We start from the raw sequence: 18,779 nt of genomic DNA on the forward strand, positions 1-18,779 counted from the left end.
CAAATTCGACAAGCAATCTTGCAGTGTGTGGCACTTCGTATGCAAAAACGTAAGCGATCACAGACTTCTCGTTTCCCAGAATATGACTTGATTTATGTCACTAAATGACTAACTAAAATTCATTGTCATGAGCGACCCGCAATGGCGGGCGGGCTATTCACTCTTACCACGCTGAAACCTGTCATTCGATTTGCAACTATGCTGTACGCAAATGGAAGAGCCGACGACGTTGGCTCACGCTTATCCGGATACTCCACTCGTTCTCAACCATACTGGCATGCCCGTCGACATCGCAACCTGTAAAAAAAGATGAAACTGCTGGCCTCCTCGCCAAACGTTTCGTGCAAGATTTCGGGACTCGGGATGGCGAATTGGAAGTGGGCAGTGGACAGCATTCGGCCATTCGTTCTCGATGCCATCGATGCATTCGGCGTCGAGCGATGCATGTTTGTAAGTAACTTTCCGGTTGACAAGCGTTTCAGCAGCTATGATGCCGTTTTTGGTGCCTTCAAGGAGATTACGAAGGACTTTGCTAAATCCGAGAGCGTCGCGCGCTGTTCCACGACAATGCGGAGCGCATAGATAAACTTTGAAGGGCAAGCTGGTGAGGGATGATGTAGCGAGTATCCAGCGTTTGGGTAGACTGTTGCTCTTACAGAATTGTTTCCGTCGGAACGACCGAGCATCGTTGAAGCGCAACATCACGTTCTGCTTGAGTGGGGCAGCGCCAGCGTGGTCATTGCCATGATCGCGTGGAGCGCCGCGAGTGCGCCTAACGTTTCGCTCCATGCATTCAAGCCAAGCCAGCCTGCGTGTCCTTGCAATTCCCGGGACAACAGCAAGGCGCAAAGGGTAGTCAATATCGGTCCGCCAATCCGTTGCACGATGTTGAGCGTCGTGGTGGCCATCGGCAGGTCTTCGTTCCCAATGGAAGCGTAAGCCAGCGAGACCACCGGGAGGCCGATTGCACCCAATCCCACGCCGCGAAAGAACAACGCCGCCGCCAACACTGGCCTGTCAAGACCGTGTGTGGCCAGCCAGGCAAGCAAGAGCGTCGAGGCACAGGCGGAGAAAGCGCCGGCAATAGCTGTACGCCTCTCGCCGAGACGGCTCGTCACGAATCCAAGTAAAGGCACGATGAGCATCATGCCCAACCCGAGCGGCGCCAGCATCCAGCCCATCATCGCTGGCGATTCCCCGCACTGCTGAATCAGAAACAGCGGGACAAGCATTTGACCGGCAAACATGACACCGTTCCATAGAAACTGGACCAATGCAGCAACCGAGAACGCCCGGCTGCGAAACAGCGTCAGGTCGATGAGTGCGGCATCACCCTTGCCGCGCTGCACCACCAGAAACGCGACAAACATCAGGACGCCTACGACGGTCGCGATGATCCCCGCCGGTTGGGAGAGGCGGTCGATCCCGAATAGCACGAATACCAGGCTCGGTGAAAGCAGCGCCAGGCCGATCCAATCCAGGGGAGCTACTGTCCGCTCGTCGACGTCCTTTGGAAGGAACGCCTTGGCAAGCGCAATCGCCAACACGCCGACAGGAAGGTTGACGAGGAACAGCCAGCGCCAAGACGCGGCGTGCAGGATCGCACCTGCGATCACCGGTCCAAGTGCAGGCCCGAGCAGCACCGGGATCGCCGCGTAGCCTGCAATGCGCGTGAATTCGTGACCTGCCGCGCGCTTCATCAACAATTGCGCCATGGGTGCCATCAAACCGCCGCTGGCCCCTTGCAGAAGCCGAAATCCAATGAGAGAGCTTGCAGACCATGCAAGCCCGCAGAGCATCGAACTGATCGTAAAGATCGAAAAGCACCACAGATAAAGCGACTTCGCGCCGATGCGCTGGATGAGCCAGCCGTTGATCGGCAGTGCGAACGCGAGCGCCAGCAAGTAGCCACTGGTGACCCATTGGATGGTTTTCAGCGACGCTTGAAGTTCCGAGGCAAGGGGCGCAAGCGAGACGTTGACCACGGTCGCATCCAACTGGGCCAGCAATGATCCAAGCATTGCCACTGCGACGATCTTCCACACCGAGGCATCGACGGCCTGATCGACCACCGTAGCCTCGCCATGTGGCAGGGCGTCCCTGTGTTTTGGCTGCCGGCTCACGAACACCGGTCGTCCAGTAGCGCAACGATGCTGGCGACCTCCGCCGTTTCACCGAGGTTGGGAAAGATCCGCGTCACGCTATTCGAGTGCGTATCCGCGTTGAGGTCGGTCATGGCGTCGACAGCGAGGGCGACATTGAAACCCATCGAGAATGCCTCGCGGGCAGTCGATTCTACTCCCATGCTGGTGACAATGCCGGCGAGGACGACTTGCGTGATGCCTGCTGATTTCAGTGAATGCCCAAGCGTCGTTTCTGAGAACGCGCCCCAGCTTGGTTTCGTGACGATGATATCCGAGGACTGGGCGCGCAGTTCCGGAATCAGTTCCACCCAGTGATCCGGAAAGGTGAAATCCGGGCGCGGGGCCTCGGTGCGACCGTGAGGCATACTCGAGCAGTTCACCAGCACCACCGTCTGACCGGCTCTGCGGAAGGCATCGATCAATTTCTGCGTGCGCGCAACAACCTCCTTAATGGGATGTGCGAAAGGGAAATCCATCAGACCTTTCTGCAGGTCAATTACGATCAACGCGGCTTTGGAATCGACAGTCGTTACAGGCATGGTGAGGGAGTGTTGTTGTCAATCCTGCAATAGCCGGCTTAGAACAGCCGTTGCCGCGAGCAGGTGTGCCCGGTCTTCATGCGATAGGCGCTCGATCTTATCCACGAGCCAATCCTGATGCGCCGCGCGCCCCTTGGAAAGCCGATCAAGGCACAGCGGTGTCATGGAAATCAATGTCTGCCGTTTGTCGTCTGGATCGGGAGCACCGCTTACCAAACCTTCACTTTCCAGGCCGCCGACGATCGTGCCCATGGATTGCGCGCGCATGCCACATGCGCGCGCCAGCTGCGACACGGTGGCCGGCCCATGGCGGTCCAATTGACGGAGTACATCCACTTGCGAGGGCGTCAGATCGCCCACACTTCCGCGCTCGCGCAAGCGTCGTTTGAGCGCGCTAAGCGTGGCGCGCAGTTCCGACGCTAGCACAGGGATGTCGATGTTTGATTTCATGGGTGCTACTCTAGCATGTGAACAGAAAACTGCAAAGTTAACTGTATATGTGGAGCGCAACGCCTTCCTCCGGTGGGTATATCCAAGCCAAGGCGTCATCTCGCTGCCGAAGCGGAATCGATGTACGCGTGGTGCCTCCTCCGCAATGCAAGCCACCGGTTCATGGCCGCGGCGCTATAGTGGCAATGCCGTTCCCCCTGCTTTGTCGCAGCCGGTTGCGCTGGACGAGAAGCAGTCCCACGATTTTCAAAGCCCGCCACAATATTTGGGGTTCTGAAACGTCTTCAGGCGTATGGAACCACCGTTCACCGCGCACACGATGACCGACCGAAATAACGACATCACCGCAACAGTTGTGCGTGAGCGCGCGAGGCTTGCCAATTTTATTCGGCGTCGAATAAGCAATCCAGATGATGCCGAGGACATCCTGCAAGATGTATTGCATGAATTCGTGCAGGCGTATCGTCTTCCGGCGCCGATAGAGCAAGCGAGCGCGTGGTTGTTCCGTGCCGCACGCAATCGGATCATCGATCGCTTTCGCAAGAAAAAAGAGGAGCCGTTGCCAGGGTCGTCCAACGAGGAGGATGACGCAGGCAGTGAGTATCGCTTGGACCTGGTTCTACCTGCCCGGGACGGCGGTCCGGAAGCCGCCTATGCCCGCGTGCTGTTGCTCAAGGCGTTGCAGGATGCGCTTGACGAGCTGCCACCGAATCAACGTGAGGTATTCATCGCGCATGAGCTGGAGGGGCGGTCCTTCAAGGATATGGTGATGGAAACCGGTGTCACGCTCAACACGCTGCTTGGGCGCAAACGCTACGCGGTCTTGCATTTGCGTACCCGATTGCAAGCCATTTATGACGAACTGGGAATGTAAAGGAGTCGACGGATGAGATTTGGAGTCAGATGTCTGGGCAAGGTGTTACTGGTACTGCTGGCCATCGCGGTGCTCGGATGGGTGGTCATGACCTTATGGAATTGGGTAATTCCTTCGGTATTCATCGGAGCCCGTGTGATCGACTTTCCCCATGCATTGGGCTTACTGGTGCTAAGTCGAATCCTAATTGGTGGATTCCGCGGACACGGCGGCTGGCGCGGACGACGACACTGGCGCAAGTGGGAAGCGATGACGCCTGAAGAGCGAGCGCATTTCCAGGCAGCTTTGCGATCGGGCCGACGTCGGGACGCGGGAGATGGCATATGAGCGATAAATCAACAGCCAACTGCAAACAGAAGCCGGGCGTGATCGTGCCGGTCGTCGATCTAAAACGCTGTGAAGGTAAGGGCGATTGTCTTGAGGTCTGTCCCGAGAATGTATTCGAGATTCGCCGCATTGACGAGGTCGACTACGATAGCCTCGGCTTGATGCACCGCCTTAAGCTACGCGTACATGGGATGAAGGTCGCGTACACGCCTAACGCGGACGCCTGCAGGTCATGTGGGCTGTGCGTGACGGCATGTCCCGAACACGCGATCAAACTCGCCAGAAATGTGTAAGGTTACATATGTATTTACAAACGAGATGGATTGTCATTTCGTCGTCGTGGGGGCGAAAAAGTAGGGTGGTCTAATTTGATTGGATGCCTCGATAGGAGGACAATCCACCAATTCTTCAATCCAATCGATCACATCGAATCTCGCCTGCGCCCGCGTTTCATACCGGCACCGCAGCGTCCGTTCGACTTTCAAGGTGTTGGAGAAGCACGCCGTCGGCGCGTTATCCCACGTATTTGCCCACCGACGCATCGACGTGACCATGCCGTATTGTGCCCGCCAAGTCCATGACGCCAATGTACTGCTTCCGCTGCTCATGGCATCTGCTGTCGCGTACGGATTCACAGTGCTGCTGATGCGACGCTCGATCCTGACCGAGAAAATCGCACGCCAACATCAATCTATTCAACTTAGGCGAAGTCTATTTCTTTGGCTGGACGCACGAATGCATTGCACTTTCCCGCGCTAAGCGATGTTCCCGGCCAGACGGGTGCAGACTTCGGCTTACGCTTTGCCTTACCGCACTACCTCGTCGATCTCTACAAGAATCTGAAGAACGACTCGCCAATAACCATATCGCCAAACACTGCGGCGCGAATGCCCTCGGCAGCGCTCACACTCACGCGTCCCGATACGAGCACTGCTGTTTCCTCGCCATTCTGGCTGAACGACCAGGACTCGCCCCCGCGATGAAGGGAATGGACGATTGCCTGGTGTTGGCTTAATATGCAATCGCGCGAAGGTCACCGAGGCGCTTACACGCAACGTTCCCGATAAACTCGACTAGGCAGCCCGGACCACATGCTCGGCAAGCGCCACCTCTTCTATGGCCCGCTTTGCATGCTCATAGAATCGCAAACCTGCATCCGTGACCGTGAGGCCGCGGGTGGATCGCAACAGCAAACGCACGCCGAGACGCTCCTCCATCTGCGCAATCGATTTCGATACGGCCGGTTGCCCTGACTTGAGTCGTTTGGCCGCTGCCGAAAACGATCCCGCTTCCACGACACTGACATACGTTTCCATTGCGGCCATACGGTCCATGCGAGGGTGTCTTTCAAGGGGCGCTGCGGTTAAGCCTGCGGCGGAAAGTCTAAATCAGGATGACCACTTGCGTCCGCGCGGACATCTTAAAACCCTCCTGCGTTGCGGGATCGCCTGGCGTGCGTGCAAGACGCCGAAAAGCGATTTTTTCACGCAATCCCTGTAGCGCGAAGGCTTCCGGTAGCCAGCAACGAGAAGATACGGTCGCTGACCAGGTGCCTCACAGGCAGCGGCCGATTATTTCGCCAAATGCAAAAATTGCTCCTATATCAGGGTTTTTACCCATTCCTTATCCAGCGTCGCTTACAATTCGCCTTCCAGATCCTCCGGCGGGAACCTTGGATTTCGAACAAAAAATTGCAAAAGCAATGATGTTCGCCCCACAGAACCGTCGCCGTTGATCCCACTTTAAACGTGCGGGTGCCTGATTTGTCCGGGACCGCAACGTAATAAGAAATTATTGAAGGTAATTGATTTTCATGGCTAAAACGGAAAACGCGACGCCGCCTGAGGGTGGCCGCACGCAATTCTCCAGACGTAAATTCATCGCTGCCGCCGTTGGGTCAGCGGCCGTATTGGGCGGATATTCCTACTTTTTCGGCAGCCAATATCGCGCCGCGAAGGCGGATCGCAAAGTAGATGTGCTTCTCATCGGTGGCGGCATCATGAGCGCAACGCTGGGCGTCTATCTTTCCGAATTAGAGCCGAATTGGACATATGAGGTTTTTGAGCGCTTGGACAAAGTCGCGGAAGAGAGCTCGAACGGCTGGAACAATGCCGGTACCGGGCACTCGGCACTTTGTGAGCTGAATTACACGCCGATGGATGATAAGGGCACGGTCCATATCAACCAGGCCATCAACATCAACGAAAATTTTCAAATCTCCAGGCAATTCTGGGCCCATCAGGTGCGAAGAGGCGTTCTGGGCAACCCGCGCGAGTTCATCAATTCGACACCGCACATGAACCTTGTCTTCGGACAGGAAAATCGGGATTTCATCCGCAAGCGTGTCGAGGCGTTGAAGGCATCACCGCTATTCGCCGGGATGGATATGACGACGGACCCGTCGAAGATTGCCGAGTGGATTCCCATCATGATGGAAGGCCGTAAGCCGGAGGAGGTCGTCACCGCGACGCGCTCGCCGCTTGGTACGGACGTGAATCTGGGCGAAATCACGCGGCAGTTCTACAAGCATCTGACGGACAAATCGGGTGTCAAGGTCTCGACCGGGTATGAGGTTCGTTCGATTACGCGAAACGAAGACGGCACCTGGCGCGTATCCGCGTTCGACTTGAACGATCCTTCAAAAGTCCAGACGGTGGATGCGCGCAATGTGTTTATTGGCGCGGGTGGCGCTGCATTGCCGCTGCTTCAACTGTCGGGCATTCCTGAGGCGAAGCAATACGGTGGTTTCCCAGTGGGGGGCGAGTTCCTCGTCACGGACAAGCTTGAGATTACCTCGCGCCATTTGGCGAAGGTCTATGGCCTTGCGGATACCGGATCGCCTCCCATGTCCGTTCCTCACCTCGACACTCGCGTACTCGATGGAAAGAAGGTGCTCCTGTTTGGACCGTTTGCCACGTGGTCCAGCAAGTTTCTCAAGAACGGCTCGTATTTCGATCTTGCCAAAGCGTCGACACCGTCCAACATCATTCCGCAGTTGCAAGTAGGCATGCACGAATTTGCGCTCGTGAAATATCTTGCGCAGCAATTGGCACTGTCTCGTGAGGAAAAGATGGCGGCATTGCGTCGCTACATGCCCGAAGCCAAGGATGAGGACTGGCGTTTGTGGGAGGCTGGGCAGCGGGTACAGATCATCAAGAACGACCCGGAAAAGGGGGGGGTACTAAAGTTGGGTACCGAAGTCGTGGTTTCCGGCGACCGATCGGTGTCTGCGCTGTTAGGGGCCTCCCCGGGCGGCTCGACGTCGCCGGCTATCATGCTTTCGTTGCTGGAGCGCGTTTTCCCGGATCAAATGAAAACGCCGGCCTGGCAGCAGAAAATCCGTGAAATGGTGCCCAGTTACGGTACGAAGCTCAACGATAATCCGAAGCTCCTGGCAACGGAATGGGCAACCACGGCTGATACGCTGCAACTGGCCATTGCCTCGCCCAGCCTGGAGGGGTTCGTTCCCGCCACAGCCCCGACGGCGAACCCGGGCGCGGTGAAGCCGGTGCATGACATGGCATTGTAGGGACGACGTGACGTGACGTGCCGTGACGTGCCGGCCTGGCCTTCAGTGCGTCACGAACAACATCCGTTATGAATGGATGCGGATGCGGCCGCATCCATTCAATGACGACGTCGCGGAATAAAAACCTGAGCGGATGTCCGGCGTCAGGTGATCACGACGATTTTTCTAGATGCCGGTAATGACGGCAAGTCGTTGTCCTGCTCGTACCGATGAGCCCGGCACAACGTGCACTTCACGGACTGTCCCTGGGCAAGGCGCGCAAACCGGTATTTCCATCTTCATCGATTCGATGATCATGAGCACATCACCTTCCGCTACTTTATCGCCCGTCACCATTTTGACTTGCCACACATTGCCAGCGATTTCGCTTTCCACGCCGATTTCTCCGTCGGCCAGTAAAACCTCCTCGACTGCTTCAGGCATGGTCGATTCGATCCGCTCCTCGGCCGTACCTGAAACGCGCCAACGTTCACGTTCCGCTTCAAAGGCCGTCTGTTGACGCGCGCGGAATGCGTCAATGCCGGAACTCTCGCGTGACAGGAAATCTTGGTAATCCGCCAGGGACAGCTCGGTTTCTTCAATTTTAAGGGGATAGCGACCAAGAGGAAAATCGGCTCGAATCCTCGGCAATGCGTTCGCGTCCACTTCGTAAAAGCGGATCTGATCGAAGAAACGCAGCAAATAGGGCCGGTCCGCAAATTCAGCGGTTTTCCGATAGCGATTCCACATCTGCAAGGTGCGGCCAACGAATTGGTAGCCCCCTGGCCCTTCCATCCCATACACACATAGATAAGCACCGCCTATACCGACTGAATTCTCTGCTGTCCAAGTACGGGCGGGGTTGTATTTTGTAGTGACAAGGCGATGGCGGGGATCCAGTGGCGTCGCGACGGGGGCGCCCAGGTAGACGTCACCCAGCCCCATCACCAGATAGCTCGCGTCGAACACGATCTGTTTGACGGCATCGATCGACTCCAGGCCGTTGATACGGCGAATGAATTCGAGATTGCTCGGACACCAGGGTGCATCGGGGCGAACAGTCGTCATGTATTTGTCGATCGCAAGCTGGCAGGCGGGATCATCCCACGACAACGGTAAATGGACTACCCGCGACGGCACACGAAGGTCTTTCTGCATGAGCACCTGCTGCCAGGTACGTTCGATAATGGCGAGCAAGCTCGCCAATGCCAGTCGCCGCGGCTGATAATGTACCTGTAACGATCGTATCCCAGGGGTCAGATCAATCACGCCAGGAATGGCTAATGCCTCCAGAGACTGCATCAGTGCGTGCCCCCGGAATCGCAAGACAAGATCCAGCTCGGCCGCACCGATCTCCAGCAACAAATGTGTATCGCCGGACAACCTGGCCACTAATCTTTCCTGGGCCTCACCCAAGGTAAGAACGATGGGCGTGGCTAGCGGCGAAAAGGTTGTCTTTAACCCGCTCGGTCGGCTTACCGAAGGTTGGGGGGTAAGCGTTTCTATCTCCCGCTCGCGTTGGGCCTGCGCCTCACGCGCCTCGTCAATGCTGACAGGCTTGAACGTGACCTTGTCGCCAGCCTTCAACTGTCCAATGTGCCACAAATCAGCTTCGATAATCGTGACCGGGCAAACGAAGCCGCCGAGACTGGGTCCATCAGGACCTAGGATCACCGGCATGTCACCCGTAAAGTCGACTGCGCCCACGGCATAGGGATTATCGTGGATATTTGAAGGGTGAAGACCGGCTTCGCCGCCATCTTCGCGAGCCCATTCAGGATGCGGGCCGATCAGACGGACGCCGGTTCGACTCGAATTGAAGTGGATTTCCCATTCGGTCGCGAAGAATTGCTGGATATAGTCTTCGCTGAAATATTCTGGAGCGCCATGCGGCCCGTAAATAACACGCAAGGTCCGCACCGTGTCCAGCGTCGGCACAACACCAAGCGTCATGCCGGCGCTTACGTCAACCAACGGCTGGATGTGCAGCACATCTCCGGCTCGCAAGGCGCGGCCGCCGTGGCCACCGAACTGACCCAGGGTAAAGGTGCTCCTGCTGCCGAGATACACTGCTACATCAAAACCGCCGCGCAGGCATAGATACGCACGCGCTCCTGCTCCTCTTATCGCGCCTAGCGATAGAACGGCACCCGCCTTCACCATCAGAGCGGTATTCATCGGCTGGTCAATGCCGTCAATGGAAACAGGCAGGATAGCTCCTGTCACGGTGATGACCGCGTCGGCATTGAAGCGCAACGTCGGCCCACTCATCGTGATTTCAAGCGCTGCCGCGTTCGCGGGATTGCCTAGCAACCGGTTTCCGAGTCGCAGTGCGCGGTCGTCCATCGGACCTGATGGCGGAATGCCGACGGCCCAATAGCCAAGTCGACCAGGGTGGTCTTGCACCGTCGTCTGCGTGCCGCCGCTCAAGATCTCTACCGTGTTGGCCCGATAGTGCAGACCCTCCAGGCACCGCGTCCACGGCTCGCCTGACGCAAACGGCGCATCAACGATGATCTGGTGCAGGTAATCACGATTTGTTTCGACACCGTAAAGGCGTATCTCTTTCAATGCGGCGGCGAGCGATTCGCGTGCCTGGTCCCGCGTAGGCGACCAGGCAATCACTTTGGCAAGCATGGGATCGAAGTAGGGCGGCACTTCGCACCCCGCTTCAATCCACGTGTCGATTCGAAGACGATGGCCATCTGCATGAGGGAAGGTGACCTCGGTAATCAGCCCTGGACTAGGTTTGAAGTCGCGGCCAGGATCTTCGGCGTATAAACGTGCTTGAATGGCGTGGCCACGCGGCGCCAACTGAGCCGCAAGCTGATCGAGTGGGGCCAGGTTTCCCGCCGCAAGCTCGATCATCCAGCGCACGAGATCTACACCCCAGACTTGCTCGGTAACCCCATGCTCGACCTGAAGGCGGGTGTTTACTTCAAGAAAATAAAATTGCCGTGCAGCGCTGTCGAAAACAAATTCCACGGTGCCAGCGGAACGGTAGTTAACGGCTTTTGCGAGCTTGATCGCTGCTTGGCATAATGCGGTCGATGTGCCTTCCGGTAAACAGGGCGCGGGAGTTTCTTCCAAAACTTTTTGATTACGTCGCTGCACGGAACAGTCACGCACCCCCAATGCGATCACCGCACCGTTGCCGTCCCCAAATATCTGCACCTCCAAGTGACGCGCACGCTCGATATACTTTTCAAGGAAGACGCCGGCATCGCTGAAGTTATTCTGACCAAGGCGTTTGACTGCATCAAAATGGGTACGTAGTTCATCGGTGTTCCAACACACGCGCATGCCGATTCCGCCGCCCCCGGCGGTACTCTTCAGCATGACGGGATAGCCAATGCGTCCGGCGGATTCCAAAGCGACGCTTACGCTCTCCAGCAGGCCCGTGCCCTCGAGCATTGGTACGCCTTGCTCTGCCGCGATCGCGCGGGCAGTGTGCTTGAGTCCGAAGGCTCTCAATTGCGCAGGGGTCGGGCCAATGAACGCAATACCCGCCGCTTCGCAAGCTTCGCCGAACGCGGCATTTTCCGACAGGAATCCATAGCCGGGATGGATCGCACGTACGCCGGCGCTTTTTGCAATCGCAAGGATTTTTGCAACATCGAGATAGGTTGTTGCGGCGGAGCCATCGCCCAAACAGTGCGCAACACTCGCTTCACTGACATGACGGCTTGCGCGATCGGCTTCCGCGAAAACGGCCACGCCTTCGACGCCTATTTCGTGCAAGGTGCGAAGGATGCGGCATGCAATCGCACCGCGATTTGCAATCAGAACTTTTTCAAACATGGGATGCTCTACAAGCGTGGATGGGTCGTCCCGTCCCGTGGAAATCCGCATACCGAGGTCGTCCTCGGCTGAAACGGTGGCTTCAGTTTCTTGAAGCCGACGCTTTGCTTCTCAATTCGTGGGCACGCCCTGCGCGGACAAGGAGTATCGAATAGATCCAGCGTCGGAGGCCGGTCAGTCCCATACAAGTACCTCCGCCGGGGTCGGGTTATACGCATTGCACGGGTTATTGAGCTGGGGGCAGTTGGAGATCAGCACGATCACATCCATCTCAGCACGTAGTTCCACATACTTCCCCGGTGCCGAAATACCGTCTTCGAAGGTCAATCCACCATCCGGGGTCACTGGCACATTCATGAAGAAGTTTACATTTGCGCCGATGTCTTTCTTGGTCAGACGTGTGTCATGCGCACATGCTCGAAGATAATTATCGCGACAGCTATGCATATAACGCTTATCCAAAGCATAGCGCACCGTGTTACTTTCCTGAGCGCACGCGCCCCCGAGCGTATCGTGTCGTCCGCAGGTATCCGCCACGATGGTGAGCAACGGATTGCCCAGGTTCGAATAAAGTACCGTGCCGGTAGTAAGGTACAAGTTATTCTGGCGCCGAAGGGTACGTTGCGGGTCGAAACGTTCGCGAGGATCGGCCAGATTGTAAAACAGCGTATCGATGGCTTGATTGCCTTCGAGATCCAGGATGCGCAGCGTCTGCCCGGACTTCACCTCGCCTAACCAAGGTTCGCCCGCGAAAATTGTTTCGCGTAGGACGGCATCACTCACCCTTTTATTGCTTTCGATCAGCGTAGCGCTTAAGGTCATGTCGATGCTCACAAAAAGAAACGATCTGTGTTAATGAAGCCGCGCACATTTTCATCGCAAGACGTGCGGCACAAATCGGCAACGTCAGGTTCGGCATTGCGCAACGTCAACTGAGCGGGTCGCGGCGCGTACTTCGTATCCGGATCTAGCGGATGTTGGATCGCCGTGAGCACAACCAACGTGTTCATCGGTGCATACAATTCCACGTATTGACCGGCTGTTCCGTTTCCCGGTATGAAATGCAGCCTTCCCTCGCGGCTTACTTCTACACGACTGAACAGATTGAGCGTCATTAACAGATCCGATATGCCGAGCCCCCACTTTCCCAATTCGACAAGCAGATTGTCCGTACCATTTCGGTAAAAGGCATTTCGCAAGTCCTGATAGCGCCCTACGCCATATTTTTCTTGCGCTTCCTCCGCATTTGACACTCCGCCAATCGCGTCGTGCCACCCACATGTGTCGGCGACTATGGCTGCCAAAACCCGTCCCATATCAGAATAAAGGCAATGCCCTGCGGTGAATTTTGCAGTGTGCTGACATTTCAAGGAGTCGGGCAGATTCAGGCGTTCGCTTTTCTCGTCTGCGTTAAACATCAACAGGCTTACGTTGGCATTGCCAAGCAGGTCCGTGATCCGTAACAATTTGCCGCGCTTCACGACTAACGATGTATGACCGCCGCCGGGGACGGTTTCATTTAGCAGGAATGCCATCTCCGTTCCTTAATTCAGTGTTGTTTCGACGCGTGAGGCACGGTCCGCCATGGCGCGTGCCGCATGAAGAGAGGGCGCGATATCGCGGCTATGATCAAGCGGGATGTTGTAGGTAATGCGGGCGCCATAGGCGCCAGGCGCATGGGGATCAACCCGGACCTTGTCAAAGACAAGCACACGATTTCCGAGGGTGAAACCTTCTTTTAAATCATGTGTGACCATGAATATGGTCAACCCGCTTTCACGCCACAGTGTTAAAAGCAAGGCGTGCATATCACTTCGAATGCCCGGATCAAGCGCGCCGAATGGTTCATCTAGAAGCAAGATTCGCGGCTTCATCACAAGTGCCTGGGCAATTGCCAATCGTTGCTGCATGCCCCCTGACAGTTGATGGGGAAATTTGTCGAGCGACGGACCAAGCCCCACGCGCTCCAGCATGGACACCGCCTCGGCAATCGCTTCCTTGCGTTTTTTGCCGAAAAGACGACCGGTAAGTCGTGCATGTGTCAATTCAAGACCGATCAGCACGTTGCGCATGACACTGAGATGCTCGAATACCGAATAACGCTGGAATACGACGCCACGGCGTGCATCGGGCTCACCAGGAAGCGGTATGCCATCGAGCAGGATCTGTCCGCGTGTCGTCTGCTCCTGTCCAAGCAGCAAACGCAGGAAGGTCGACTTGCCGCAACCCGAGGCGCCAACCATCGAACAGAACTCACCCTCTTGGATAAAGAGATTGAGATTTTCAAGTACGACTTGACTACCGTAAGATTTCCATAGGTTCCTGATCTCGATCATTGCGCACCTCGGCCATGCCAGGGAAACGCCCATGTGGTCAGACGGCGCAGCCCTTCATCCATCAACCAGGCAAGCAGGGTGATCCACATTACGTAAGGCAGGATGACATCCATCGCCAAATATCGGCGCACAAGAAAGATGCGATATCCAAGACCGTCGGTGGCGGCAATCGCTTCCGCCGCAATCAGGAAAAGCCAGGCGGATCCTAAAGAGAGGCGTAATGCGACAAGTAACCTTGGTACGAGTTGGGGAACGACCAGGCGTAAAATAAGCGTCCAGCTTGTCGCTCCCAAGGTCTGTGCCTTCACCCATAGCTCATTTGGAATTTCACGGGTACGCTGGTGCAGATCCCGAATCATCATTGGCGTAATGCCGATCACGATCAGTACGACCTTGGAAAGTTCGTCGAGCCCAAATACGATGAATAGTATTGGTAGTACCGCGAGTGGCGGAATCATCGACAACACTTTGATAAAAGGTGATAACGTCGCCGTTACCAGTGGGATGCTGCCCGTGATGATGCCTGCCGTCAGTGCAATCACGGCACTTATCGCCAGTCCTGTCGCGAGTCGCCGCAGGCTTGATGCGGTATCCTCCCAAAGCAGATATTCACCGGTACGCTTGTCCTGCGTGAAGGCGAACTCCTTTACGGCATCACGCATTTGGGTTGCGCTTGGAAGCAGCTTGTCGTCGGGGTTGGCTGCAAGACGTACTGACGAACTTGTGAAATATACCGCGATGAGAACGATGAAAGGCATCAAGAGCAGCATGAGCGCGCCGCTCCGGCTTGGATATCGATTTATGAGTCGCATGAAGCGGCTTCCTAAAAGTAAGCGCTTTAAAGCTTGCCGTCGGCAGCCATTCGGACATAGGTCGGATCAAACCGCAATTTGACGTTGTTCTTGTTGCCCACAACGAGATTGTGATCAAAGCTCATACCCACGGCGTCGGCATTTTGCGCAGTCGGGCCGAGCAAGCCATGATCAAATGAGAACTTTGCAACGCGAGCCATGGTTTGCGGAAGTGCGGGACTGGTGACGAAATCGAGAGCCGCTTTGGGCGTTGCGAAGAGTGCGGTGGTAGACAATTGGCTTTTGAATCCCGCCAGATTGGTACCGGATGCTTTCGCCATTGACGTCAGGGCTGCATTGCTTTTGGCATTGTTCGCGTTCATGAGCGCAACCATTTCGAACCATGCGCCGGTCAACGCACGGCCCAATGCCGGATTTTCCTGGAGCGTCTTGGTGTTCACCACCATCATGTCGAGGATTTCGCCGGGAATCCGGCTGGAGTCGAACACCTCCGTGACATTGGGCTGCGCTTTTAAGTCCGCAAGCATGGGATTCCAGGTGACCACCTCCTTCACCGAGGGCGTAGCGAAGGCCGCGGATATGTCCGCGTCTGACGTATTCACTACTTTCAGGTCGCGTTCCGATAGCTTGGCCGTCTCCAGTGCACGCGCGAGCAGATAGTGCGAAACGGAAAATTGAACCAGGTTAATCGGCTGGCCTTTTAAATCAGCGAGTGTCTTTCCCTGACCTTTAACAAGGATGCCGTCGTTGCCATTTGAGTAATCGCTGACAATGATCGCGGATGTATCAACCCCGCCACTTGCGGGAATGGTCAGTGCGTCCATATTCGTCATGGCACAGCCGTCAAACTTGCCAGCGGTGTACTGGTTTATGGACTCGACATAGTCGTTGAGCTGCACGACATCGATATTGATGCCATATTTCCTGGCCCATTTCGAGATAATTCCTTGGGTCTTTGCTTCGCCCCACGGCATCCATCCCGCGTAAATGGTCCAGCAGACCTTGAAATCGGTTTTCCCGGCAGCACATGCCGTGGTTGAAGACAACGCGACGACAGCAAGGGATATGGCAGCGATACTAAGCAGGCGGGGAAGCTTGATCATTGAGACCTCTATTGGCGTGGTGTACGGGCAAGCAATAGGAGCGGCGCGACATCTCGATCGCGTTCTCTCCCGGGCTTTTATCCCGCCGTGTAACCTCGCCAGAGGTCGACAACTCTTGGACCAGCATTTCGCGTGACGTGTAAGCCATGGCGGCCATCACGGAAATCGGAACCCTAGTCGTCCATTGCAAATTGTGACTACCAAACCGGATATGGCACCGGCTCCTGTGCCATCCCGAGCGAGAAGTATGCCAAGCGCAAACGACGTAAAATAGGACCTTCGTCGAGATTTTGCACCCCATTGAAGCGGATGCGCCCCAAAATGAGGAATGCAATCCCAAATTGAAGACCGATTTTGGCGCATGCTGTGATCGACTTGAATGACAACGCTTCAACGGCTTGGGATCGCTCGATCTGCAGACGATAACCATGTGCGCGAGCAGTTTCCGCCGCTGCCTACATTCTCCATAGCACAATGTTCGAACGTCTAGTCTCACGAGCGACATCGCGCTCGGCGACGAGCTTTTCGTTCGGGGACTCGGGACCACCTTTGATGGTGTATGGCACCATAACAGCCTCCGTGCGAGTCATAATGGTGGTGCCGTCCCCCTCGCGCGGCCTAGCTGCGCATTGATATCCATCAGGTCGCTGATGCCGATCTGATGCGTTTTTTATCCTGCAAAATAACGCTACATCCCACGTGTTGCATGCGATACAGCCAATGTGTCATAAGCCACGCTATTGGTAGCATTTATCAGGTAAAGGAATAAATGTATTTCAATTACGTCGCTGAAATAATGAGTGAAATAAAGCGCCTCTCGTTCCTATTGGACAACACGCCGCCTCGCAGCAGGGGTTTGCATGGGGGCCGTCTGCATATTAGCAAGTGCGGCTAGGTGCAATGATGCGACGGCCGACGATAATAGCGCCAGACTTAGGAGATACCTATCCAGACCATGTCAGACCGTTTCGACAGCATGGGCGCTTACAAAAAGCGTTTCGATGCCGTACTCGCATACATAGAAACACATCTCGAAGGCGACCTGTCAGTGGAAGCCTTGAGCGGCGTTGCCAACTTCTCGAGATTTCATTTTCATCGGCAATTTGCTGCCTATGTGGGTGTACCTGTCGCACGCTACGTTCAGTCGCTGAGGCTGCGTCGCGCCGCGCGTCGCTTGGCGTCGCGTGAGTTTTGTTCCGTGCTCGATGCCGCGCTAGACGCGGGTTTCGACAGCCCTGAAGCGTTCAGTCGCGCATTCAAGCGCGCGTTTGGCGCGACGCCGAGCGCATTTCGACAACGTCCGAGCTGGCGAACATGGAGTGTGACTTCTGTTGTCCCCTATCTTTCGAGGAGTTTCACCATGCAGGTACGAATTGTCGATTTTTCTGAAGTTCGCGTTGCCGCGCTTGAACATTGTGGTCCGACTGAGCTTGTCAACGAAAGCGTGCGCAAGTTCGTCGAATGGCGTAAGCAAAGTGGGCAATCTCCGGTGGCAGCCAGCAGAACGTTTGGCATCCCACGAAATAATCCGGACATGACTCCGGACGTGGCATTTCGCTTCGACATCTGCGGAGAAATCGCGGAACCCGTGGCGTCAAATCTTTACGGTATCCACGAACTTGTCATCCCGGGAGGCCGATGTGCCGTGGTACGGCATGGCGGTTCCCCCGATCATATTAGCGAGACAATCTATCCGATCTATCGCGACTGGCTTCCGACAAGCGGCGAGGAACTCCGGGATCATCCATTGTTCTTCCACTATCTGAGCGTTTTTCCAGAAACTCCCCACGACCAATGGGAGACGGATATCTATATTCCGCTCTTGTGACGGAAAATATCGGATTTCGTAACGTTTGCTCCTGCTGGAGGAGCGTCGTCGAATGTTCGCTGACAAGTGGTGCGCTAGCTGACGATTCAAAAGAGGGCGGTACGTGGTCGCCTGAGCAGCATCCGTCAGGATGTGCGCCGTTCAAGTGACTTTTTCATCAGGTCGACAAATGCTTGTGTGATAGCCGGCAACGTCCGCCCTTTCTGTTTAACGATGGCGATGGGCCGAACAAATGCCGGATGATCGATCGGTTTAACCACCAGTCCCGGTTCTGCGTGTACTTCCCTCGCCGATGAGGGGAGAATGGTCACGCCAAGGCCGCCGCGTACCATTGCCACCGCGGTCATCATATAGGTCGGCTCGCACGCGACTTCCACAGGTCGTGAGGACTTGATAAGCGCAGCGTCCACCACCGCACGAACGCTGGTGTTGGGCGCTGTTAGCACAAGCGGCGAGCTGGCAACGTCTTCTAGCGTTATGCGACGCTTTTTCGAGAGCGGGTGATGCTTCGGACACACAAGCACCAATCGATCGAATCCCGTGTGCAGTACTTCCAGCGTGGGATCCATGAGGTCGCCACCGGTTAAGCCAATATCGGCATCGCCACCCCGAACGAGCGCGTTCACTGTTTCGGCCACGCCATCAAAGATCTGGAACGTGGCATGTGGTGTATCGCGGCGCGACGCCACCAATAGATCCGGCAAGGCGCTGGCGGCAAATGTGGGCAAACACGCGATACGGACGGTGCCGCTTCGACCCTCGGCAACCGACCGCGCGTCCCGCAACACGTTTTCCATGTCTTGCAGTGACTTACGCAGCATGGGTAGAAGGTCTCGGCCTGTTGGCGTCAGCGAGACATTTCGGCTGTTCCGATCAAAGAGACGTGCGCCCGTCGCCGCTTCCAAGCGACGGATTTGCACCGTCAAAGCCGGCTGCGACAAATGCAGCTTTTCTGCAGCGCGTGTGAAGCTGCCCGAGTCAGCCACGGACACAAAAGCGCGTAGATCGCGAAGAGTCAGATCCATTACGTTATCTAATTGCTGCGATCAAATCATTT

At 56.0% G+C, this 18,779-nt stretch carries 17 protein-coding genes, 1 pseudogene and 1 riboswitch; of the genes and pseudogenes, 6 read left to right on the forward strand and 12 right to left on the reverse strand.

Going from position 1 to position 18,779, the window contains the following annotated elements; translation table 11 throughout:
* Nucleotides 1–309 precede the first annotated feature (309 nt).
* The gene (locus WM40_RS31460) at nucleotides 310–582 is read left to right on the forward strand and encodes an amidohydrolase family protein (RefSeq protein ID WP_051504621.1); all 273 of its coding nucleotides are present in this window, start codon (nucleotides 310–312) and stop codon (nucleotides 580–582) included.
* Nucleotides 583–701: 119 nt separating this feature from the next.
* Here the strand turns inward: WM40_RS31460 and WM40_RS14270 are convergent, their stop codons facing one another.
* The 3 genes from WM40_RS14270 to WM40_RS14280 all read right to left on the reverse strand — a co-directional run bounded on the left by WM40_RS14270 (nucleotide 702) and on the right by WM40_RS14280 (nucleotide 3,133).
* Complete coding sequence (locus WM40_RS14270) at nucleotides 702–2,021, reverse strand: DHA2 family efflux MFS transporter permease subunit (protein WP_081765077.1); 1,320 nt, start codon at nucleotides 2,019–2,021, stop codon at nucleotides 702–704.
* A 98-nt stretch (nucleotides 2,022–2,119) separates the two neighbouring features.
* Nucleotides 2,120–2,683 (reverse strand): isochorismatase family protein, encoded by a 564-nt coding sequence (locus tag WM40_RS14275; protein WP_024904751.1) that lies wholly within the window; start codon nucleotides 2,681–2,683, stop codon nucleotides 2,120–2,122.
* Nucleotides 2,684–2,701: 18 nt separating this feature from the next.
* Nucleotides 2,702–3,133: a MarR family winged helix-turn-helix transcriptional regulator gene (locus tag WM40_RS14280; RefSeq protein ID WP_024904750.1), complete on the reverse strand. Its 432-nt coding sequence runs from the start codon at nucleotides 3,131–3,133 to the stop codon at nucleotides 2,702–2,704.
* A gap of 292 nt (nucleotides 3,134–3,425) precedes the next feature.
* Here WM40_RS14280 and WM40_RS14285 point away from each other — a divergent pair, with 292 nt between their 5' ends.
* From WM40_RS14285 to WM40_RS14295, 3 genes are read left to right on the forward strand one after another with little or no spacing between them, the layout of a single operon-like run.
* A complete protein-coding gene (locus tag WM40_RS14285; protein WP_176026085.1) occupies nucleotides 3,426–4,007 on the forward strand; it encodes an RNA polymerase sigma factor in 582 nt (193 codons plus the stop codon).
* A gap of 12 nt (nucleotides 4,008–4,019) precedes the next feature.
* On the forward strand, nucleotides 4,020–4,334 hold the full coding sequence (locus WM40_RS14290; RefSeq protein WP_024904748.1) for a hypothetical protein: 315 nt from the start codon (nucleotides 4,020–4,022) through the stop codon (nucleotides 4,332–4,334).
* On the forward strand, nucleotides 4,331–4,627 hold the full coding sequence (locus tag WM40_RS14295; RefSeq protein WP_024904747.1) for a 4Fe-4S dicluster domain-containing protein: 297 nt from the start codon (nucleotides 4,331–4,333) through the stop codon (nucleotides 4,625–4,627). The genes WM40_RS14290 and WM40_RS14295 overlap by 4 nt, the downstream gene beginning before the upstream one ends.
* A gap of 33 nt (nucleotides 4,628–4,660) precedes the next feature.
* On the opposite strand, the gene WM40_RS30665 is transcribed toward WM40_RS14295, so the two are convergent.
* The gene (locus WM40_RS30665) at nucleotides 4,661–4,942 is read right to left on the reverse strand and encodes a hypothetical protein (protein WP_162199071.1); all 282 of its coding nucleotides are present in this window, start codon (nucleotides 4,940–4,942) and stop codon (nucleotides 4,661–4,663) included.
* A 254-nt stretch (nucleotides 4,943–5,196) separates the two neighbouring features.
* Nucleotides 5,197–5,668, reverse strand: a pseudogene (locus tag WM40_RS28795) (LysR family transcriptional regulator); the annotation flags it as partial.
* Between the two features lie 479 nt (nucleotides 5,669–6,147).
* Here WM40_RS28795 and mqo point away from each other — a divergent pair.
* A complete protein-coding gene (mqo, locus tag WM40_RS14310) occupies nucleotides 6,148–7,863 on the forward strand; it encodes a malate dehydrogenase (quinone) (RefSeq protein WP_052738330.1) in 1,716 nt (571 codons plus the stop codon).
* Between the two features lie 165 nt (nucleotides 7,864–8,028).
* On the opposite strand, the gene uca is transcribed toward mqo, so the two are convergent.
* The 6 genes from uca to WM40_RS14340 all read right to left on the reverse strand — a co-directional run bounded on the left by uca (nucleotide 8,029) and on the right by WM40_RS14340 (nucleotide 15,894).
* Entirely contained in the window at nucleotides 8,029–11,643 is a 3,615-nt protein-coding gene (gene uca / locus WM40_RS14315) for an urea carboxylase (RefSeq protein ID WP_046153176.1), read from the reverse strand.
* Between the two features lie 174 nt (nucleotides 11,644–11,817).
* Entirely contained in the window at nucleotides 11,818–12,465 is a 648-nt protein-coding gene (locus tag WM40_RS14320; RefSeq protein ID WP_024904741.1) for an urea amidolyase associated protein UAAP2, read from the reverse strand.
* Nucleotides 12,466–12,473: 8 nt separating this feature from the next.
* On the reverse strand, nucleotides 12,474–13,178 hold the full coding sequence (locus WM40_RS14325) for an urea amidolyase associated protein UAAP1 (RefSeq protein WP_024904740.1): 705 nt from the start codon (nucleotides 13,176–13,178) through the stop codon (nucleotides 12,474–12,476).
* A gap of 9 nt (nucleotides 13,179–13,187) precedes the next feature.
* A complete protein-coding gene (locus WM40_RS14330; RefSeq protein WP_024904739.1) occupies nucleotides 13,188–13,979 on the reverse strand; it encodes an ABC transporter ATP-binding protein in 792 nt (263 codons plus the stop codon).
* Nucleotides 13,976–14,791, reverse strand: a complete 816-nt coding sequence (locus WM40_RS14335; RefSeq protein WP_024904738.1) for an ABC transporter permease — start codon at nucleotides 14,789–14,791, stop codon at nucleotides 13,976–13,978. The genes WM40_RS14330 and WM40_RS14335 overlap by 4 nt, the downstream gene beginning before the upstream one ends.
* A 26-nt stretch (nucleotides 14,792–14,817) precedes the next feature.
* Nucleotides 14,818–15,894, reverse strand: a complete 1,077-nt coding sequence (locus tag WM40_RS14340; protein WP_024904737.1) for a putative urea ABC transporter substrate-binding protein — start codon at nucleotides 15,892–15,894, stop codon at nucleotides 14,818–14,820.
* A 64-nt stretch (nucleotides 15,895–15,958) separates the two neighbouring features.
* Nucleotides 15,959–16,082, reverse strand: a riboswitch (guanidine-I (ykkC/yxkD leader).
* 767 nt (nucleotides 16,083–16,849) lie between these two features.
* On the opposite strand from WM40_RS14340, the gene WM40_RS14350 reads away from it, so the two are divergent.
* On the forward strand, nucleotides 16,850–17,722 hold the full coding sequence (locus tag WM40_RS14350) for an AraC family transcriptional regulator (RefSeq protein ID WP_024904735.1): 873 nt from the start codon (nucleotides 16,850–16,852) through the stop codon (nucleotides 17,720–17,722).
* Between the two features lie 125 nt (nucleotides 17,723–17,847).
* On the opposite strand, the gene WM40_RS14355 is transcribed toward WM40_RS14350, so the two are convergent.
* A complete protein-coding gene (locus tag WM40_RS14355; protein WP_024904734.1) occupies nucleotides 17,848–18,747 on the reverse strand; it encodes a LysR family transcriptional regulator in 900 nt (299 codons plus the stop codon).
* Nucleotides 18,748–18,779 lie beyond the last annotated feature (32 nt).

The organism is Robbsia andropogonis (assembly GCF_000970345.1).
Lineage (GTDB): Bacteria > Pseudomonadota > Gammaproteobacteria > Burkholderiales > Burkholderiaceae > Robbsia > Robbsia andropogonis.

Coding starts and splice junctions, on each gene's coding strand:
- WM40_RS31460 (WP_051504621.1), top strand. CDS start 310: ATGAAACTGCTGGCCTCCTCGCCAAACGTTTCGTGCAAGATTTCGGGA.
- WM40_RS14270 (WP_081765077.1), bottom strand. CDS start 2,021: ATGCTTGGATCATTGCTGGCCCAGTTGGATGCGACCGTGGTCAACGTC.
- WM40_RS14275 (WP_024904751.1), bottom strand. CDS start 2,683: ATGCCTGTAACGACTGTCGATTCCAAAGCCGCGTTGATCGTAATTGAC.
- WM40_RS14280 (WP_024904750.1), bottom strand. CDS start 3,133: ATGAAATCAAACATCGACATCCCTGTGCTAGCGTCGGAACTGCGCGCC.
- WM40_RS14285 (WP_176026085.1), top strand. CDS start 3,426: ATGGAACCACCGTTCACCGCGCACACGATGACCGACCGAAATAACGAC.
- WM40_RS14290 (WP_024904748.1), top strand. CDS start 4,020: ATGAGATTTGGAGTCAGATGTCTGGGCAAGGTGTTACTGGTACTGCTG.
- WM40_RS14295 (WP_024904747.1), top strand. CDS start 4,331: ATGAGCGATAAATCAACAGCCAACTGCAAACAGAAGCCGGGCGTGATC.
- WM40_RS30665 (WP_162199071.1), bottom strand. CDS start 4,942: ATGAGCAGCGGAAGCAGTACATTGGCGTCATGGACTTGGCGGGCACAA.
- mqo (WP_052738330.1), top strand. CDS start 6,148: ATGGCTAAAACGGAAAACGCGACGCCGCCTGAGGGTGGCCGCACGCAA.
- uca (WP_046153176.1), bottom strand. CDS start 11,643: ATGTTTGAAAAAGTTCTGATTGCAAATCGCGGTGCGATTGCATGCCGC.
- WM40_RS14320 (WP_024904741.1), bottom strand. CDS start 12,465: ATGACCTTAAGCGCTACGCTGATCGAAAGCAATAAAAGGGTGAGTGAT.
- WM40_RS14325 (WP_024904740.1), bottom strand. CDS start 13,178: ATGGCATTCCTGCTAAATGAAACCGTCCCCGGCGGCGGTCATACATCG.
- WM40_RS14330 (WP_024904739.1), bottom strand. CDS start 13,979: ATGATCGAGATCAGGAACCTATGGAAATCTTACGGTAGTCAAGTCGTA.
- WM40_RS14335 (WP_024904738.1), bottom strand. CDS start 14,791: ATGCGACTCATAAATCGATATCCAAGCCGGAGCGGCGCGCTCATGCTG.
- WM40_RS14340 (WP_024904737.1), bottom strand. CDS start 15,894: ATGATCAAGCTTCCCCGCCTGCTTAGTATCGCTGCCATATCCCTTGCT.
- WM40_RS14350 (WP_024904735.1), top strand. CDS start 16,850: ATGTCAGACCGTTTCGACAGCATGGGCGCTTACAAAAAGCGTTTCGAT.
- WM40_RS14355 (WP_024904734.1), bottom strand. CDS start 18,747: ATGGATCTGACTCTTCGCGATCTACGCGCTTTTGTGTCCGTGGCTGAC.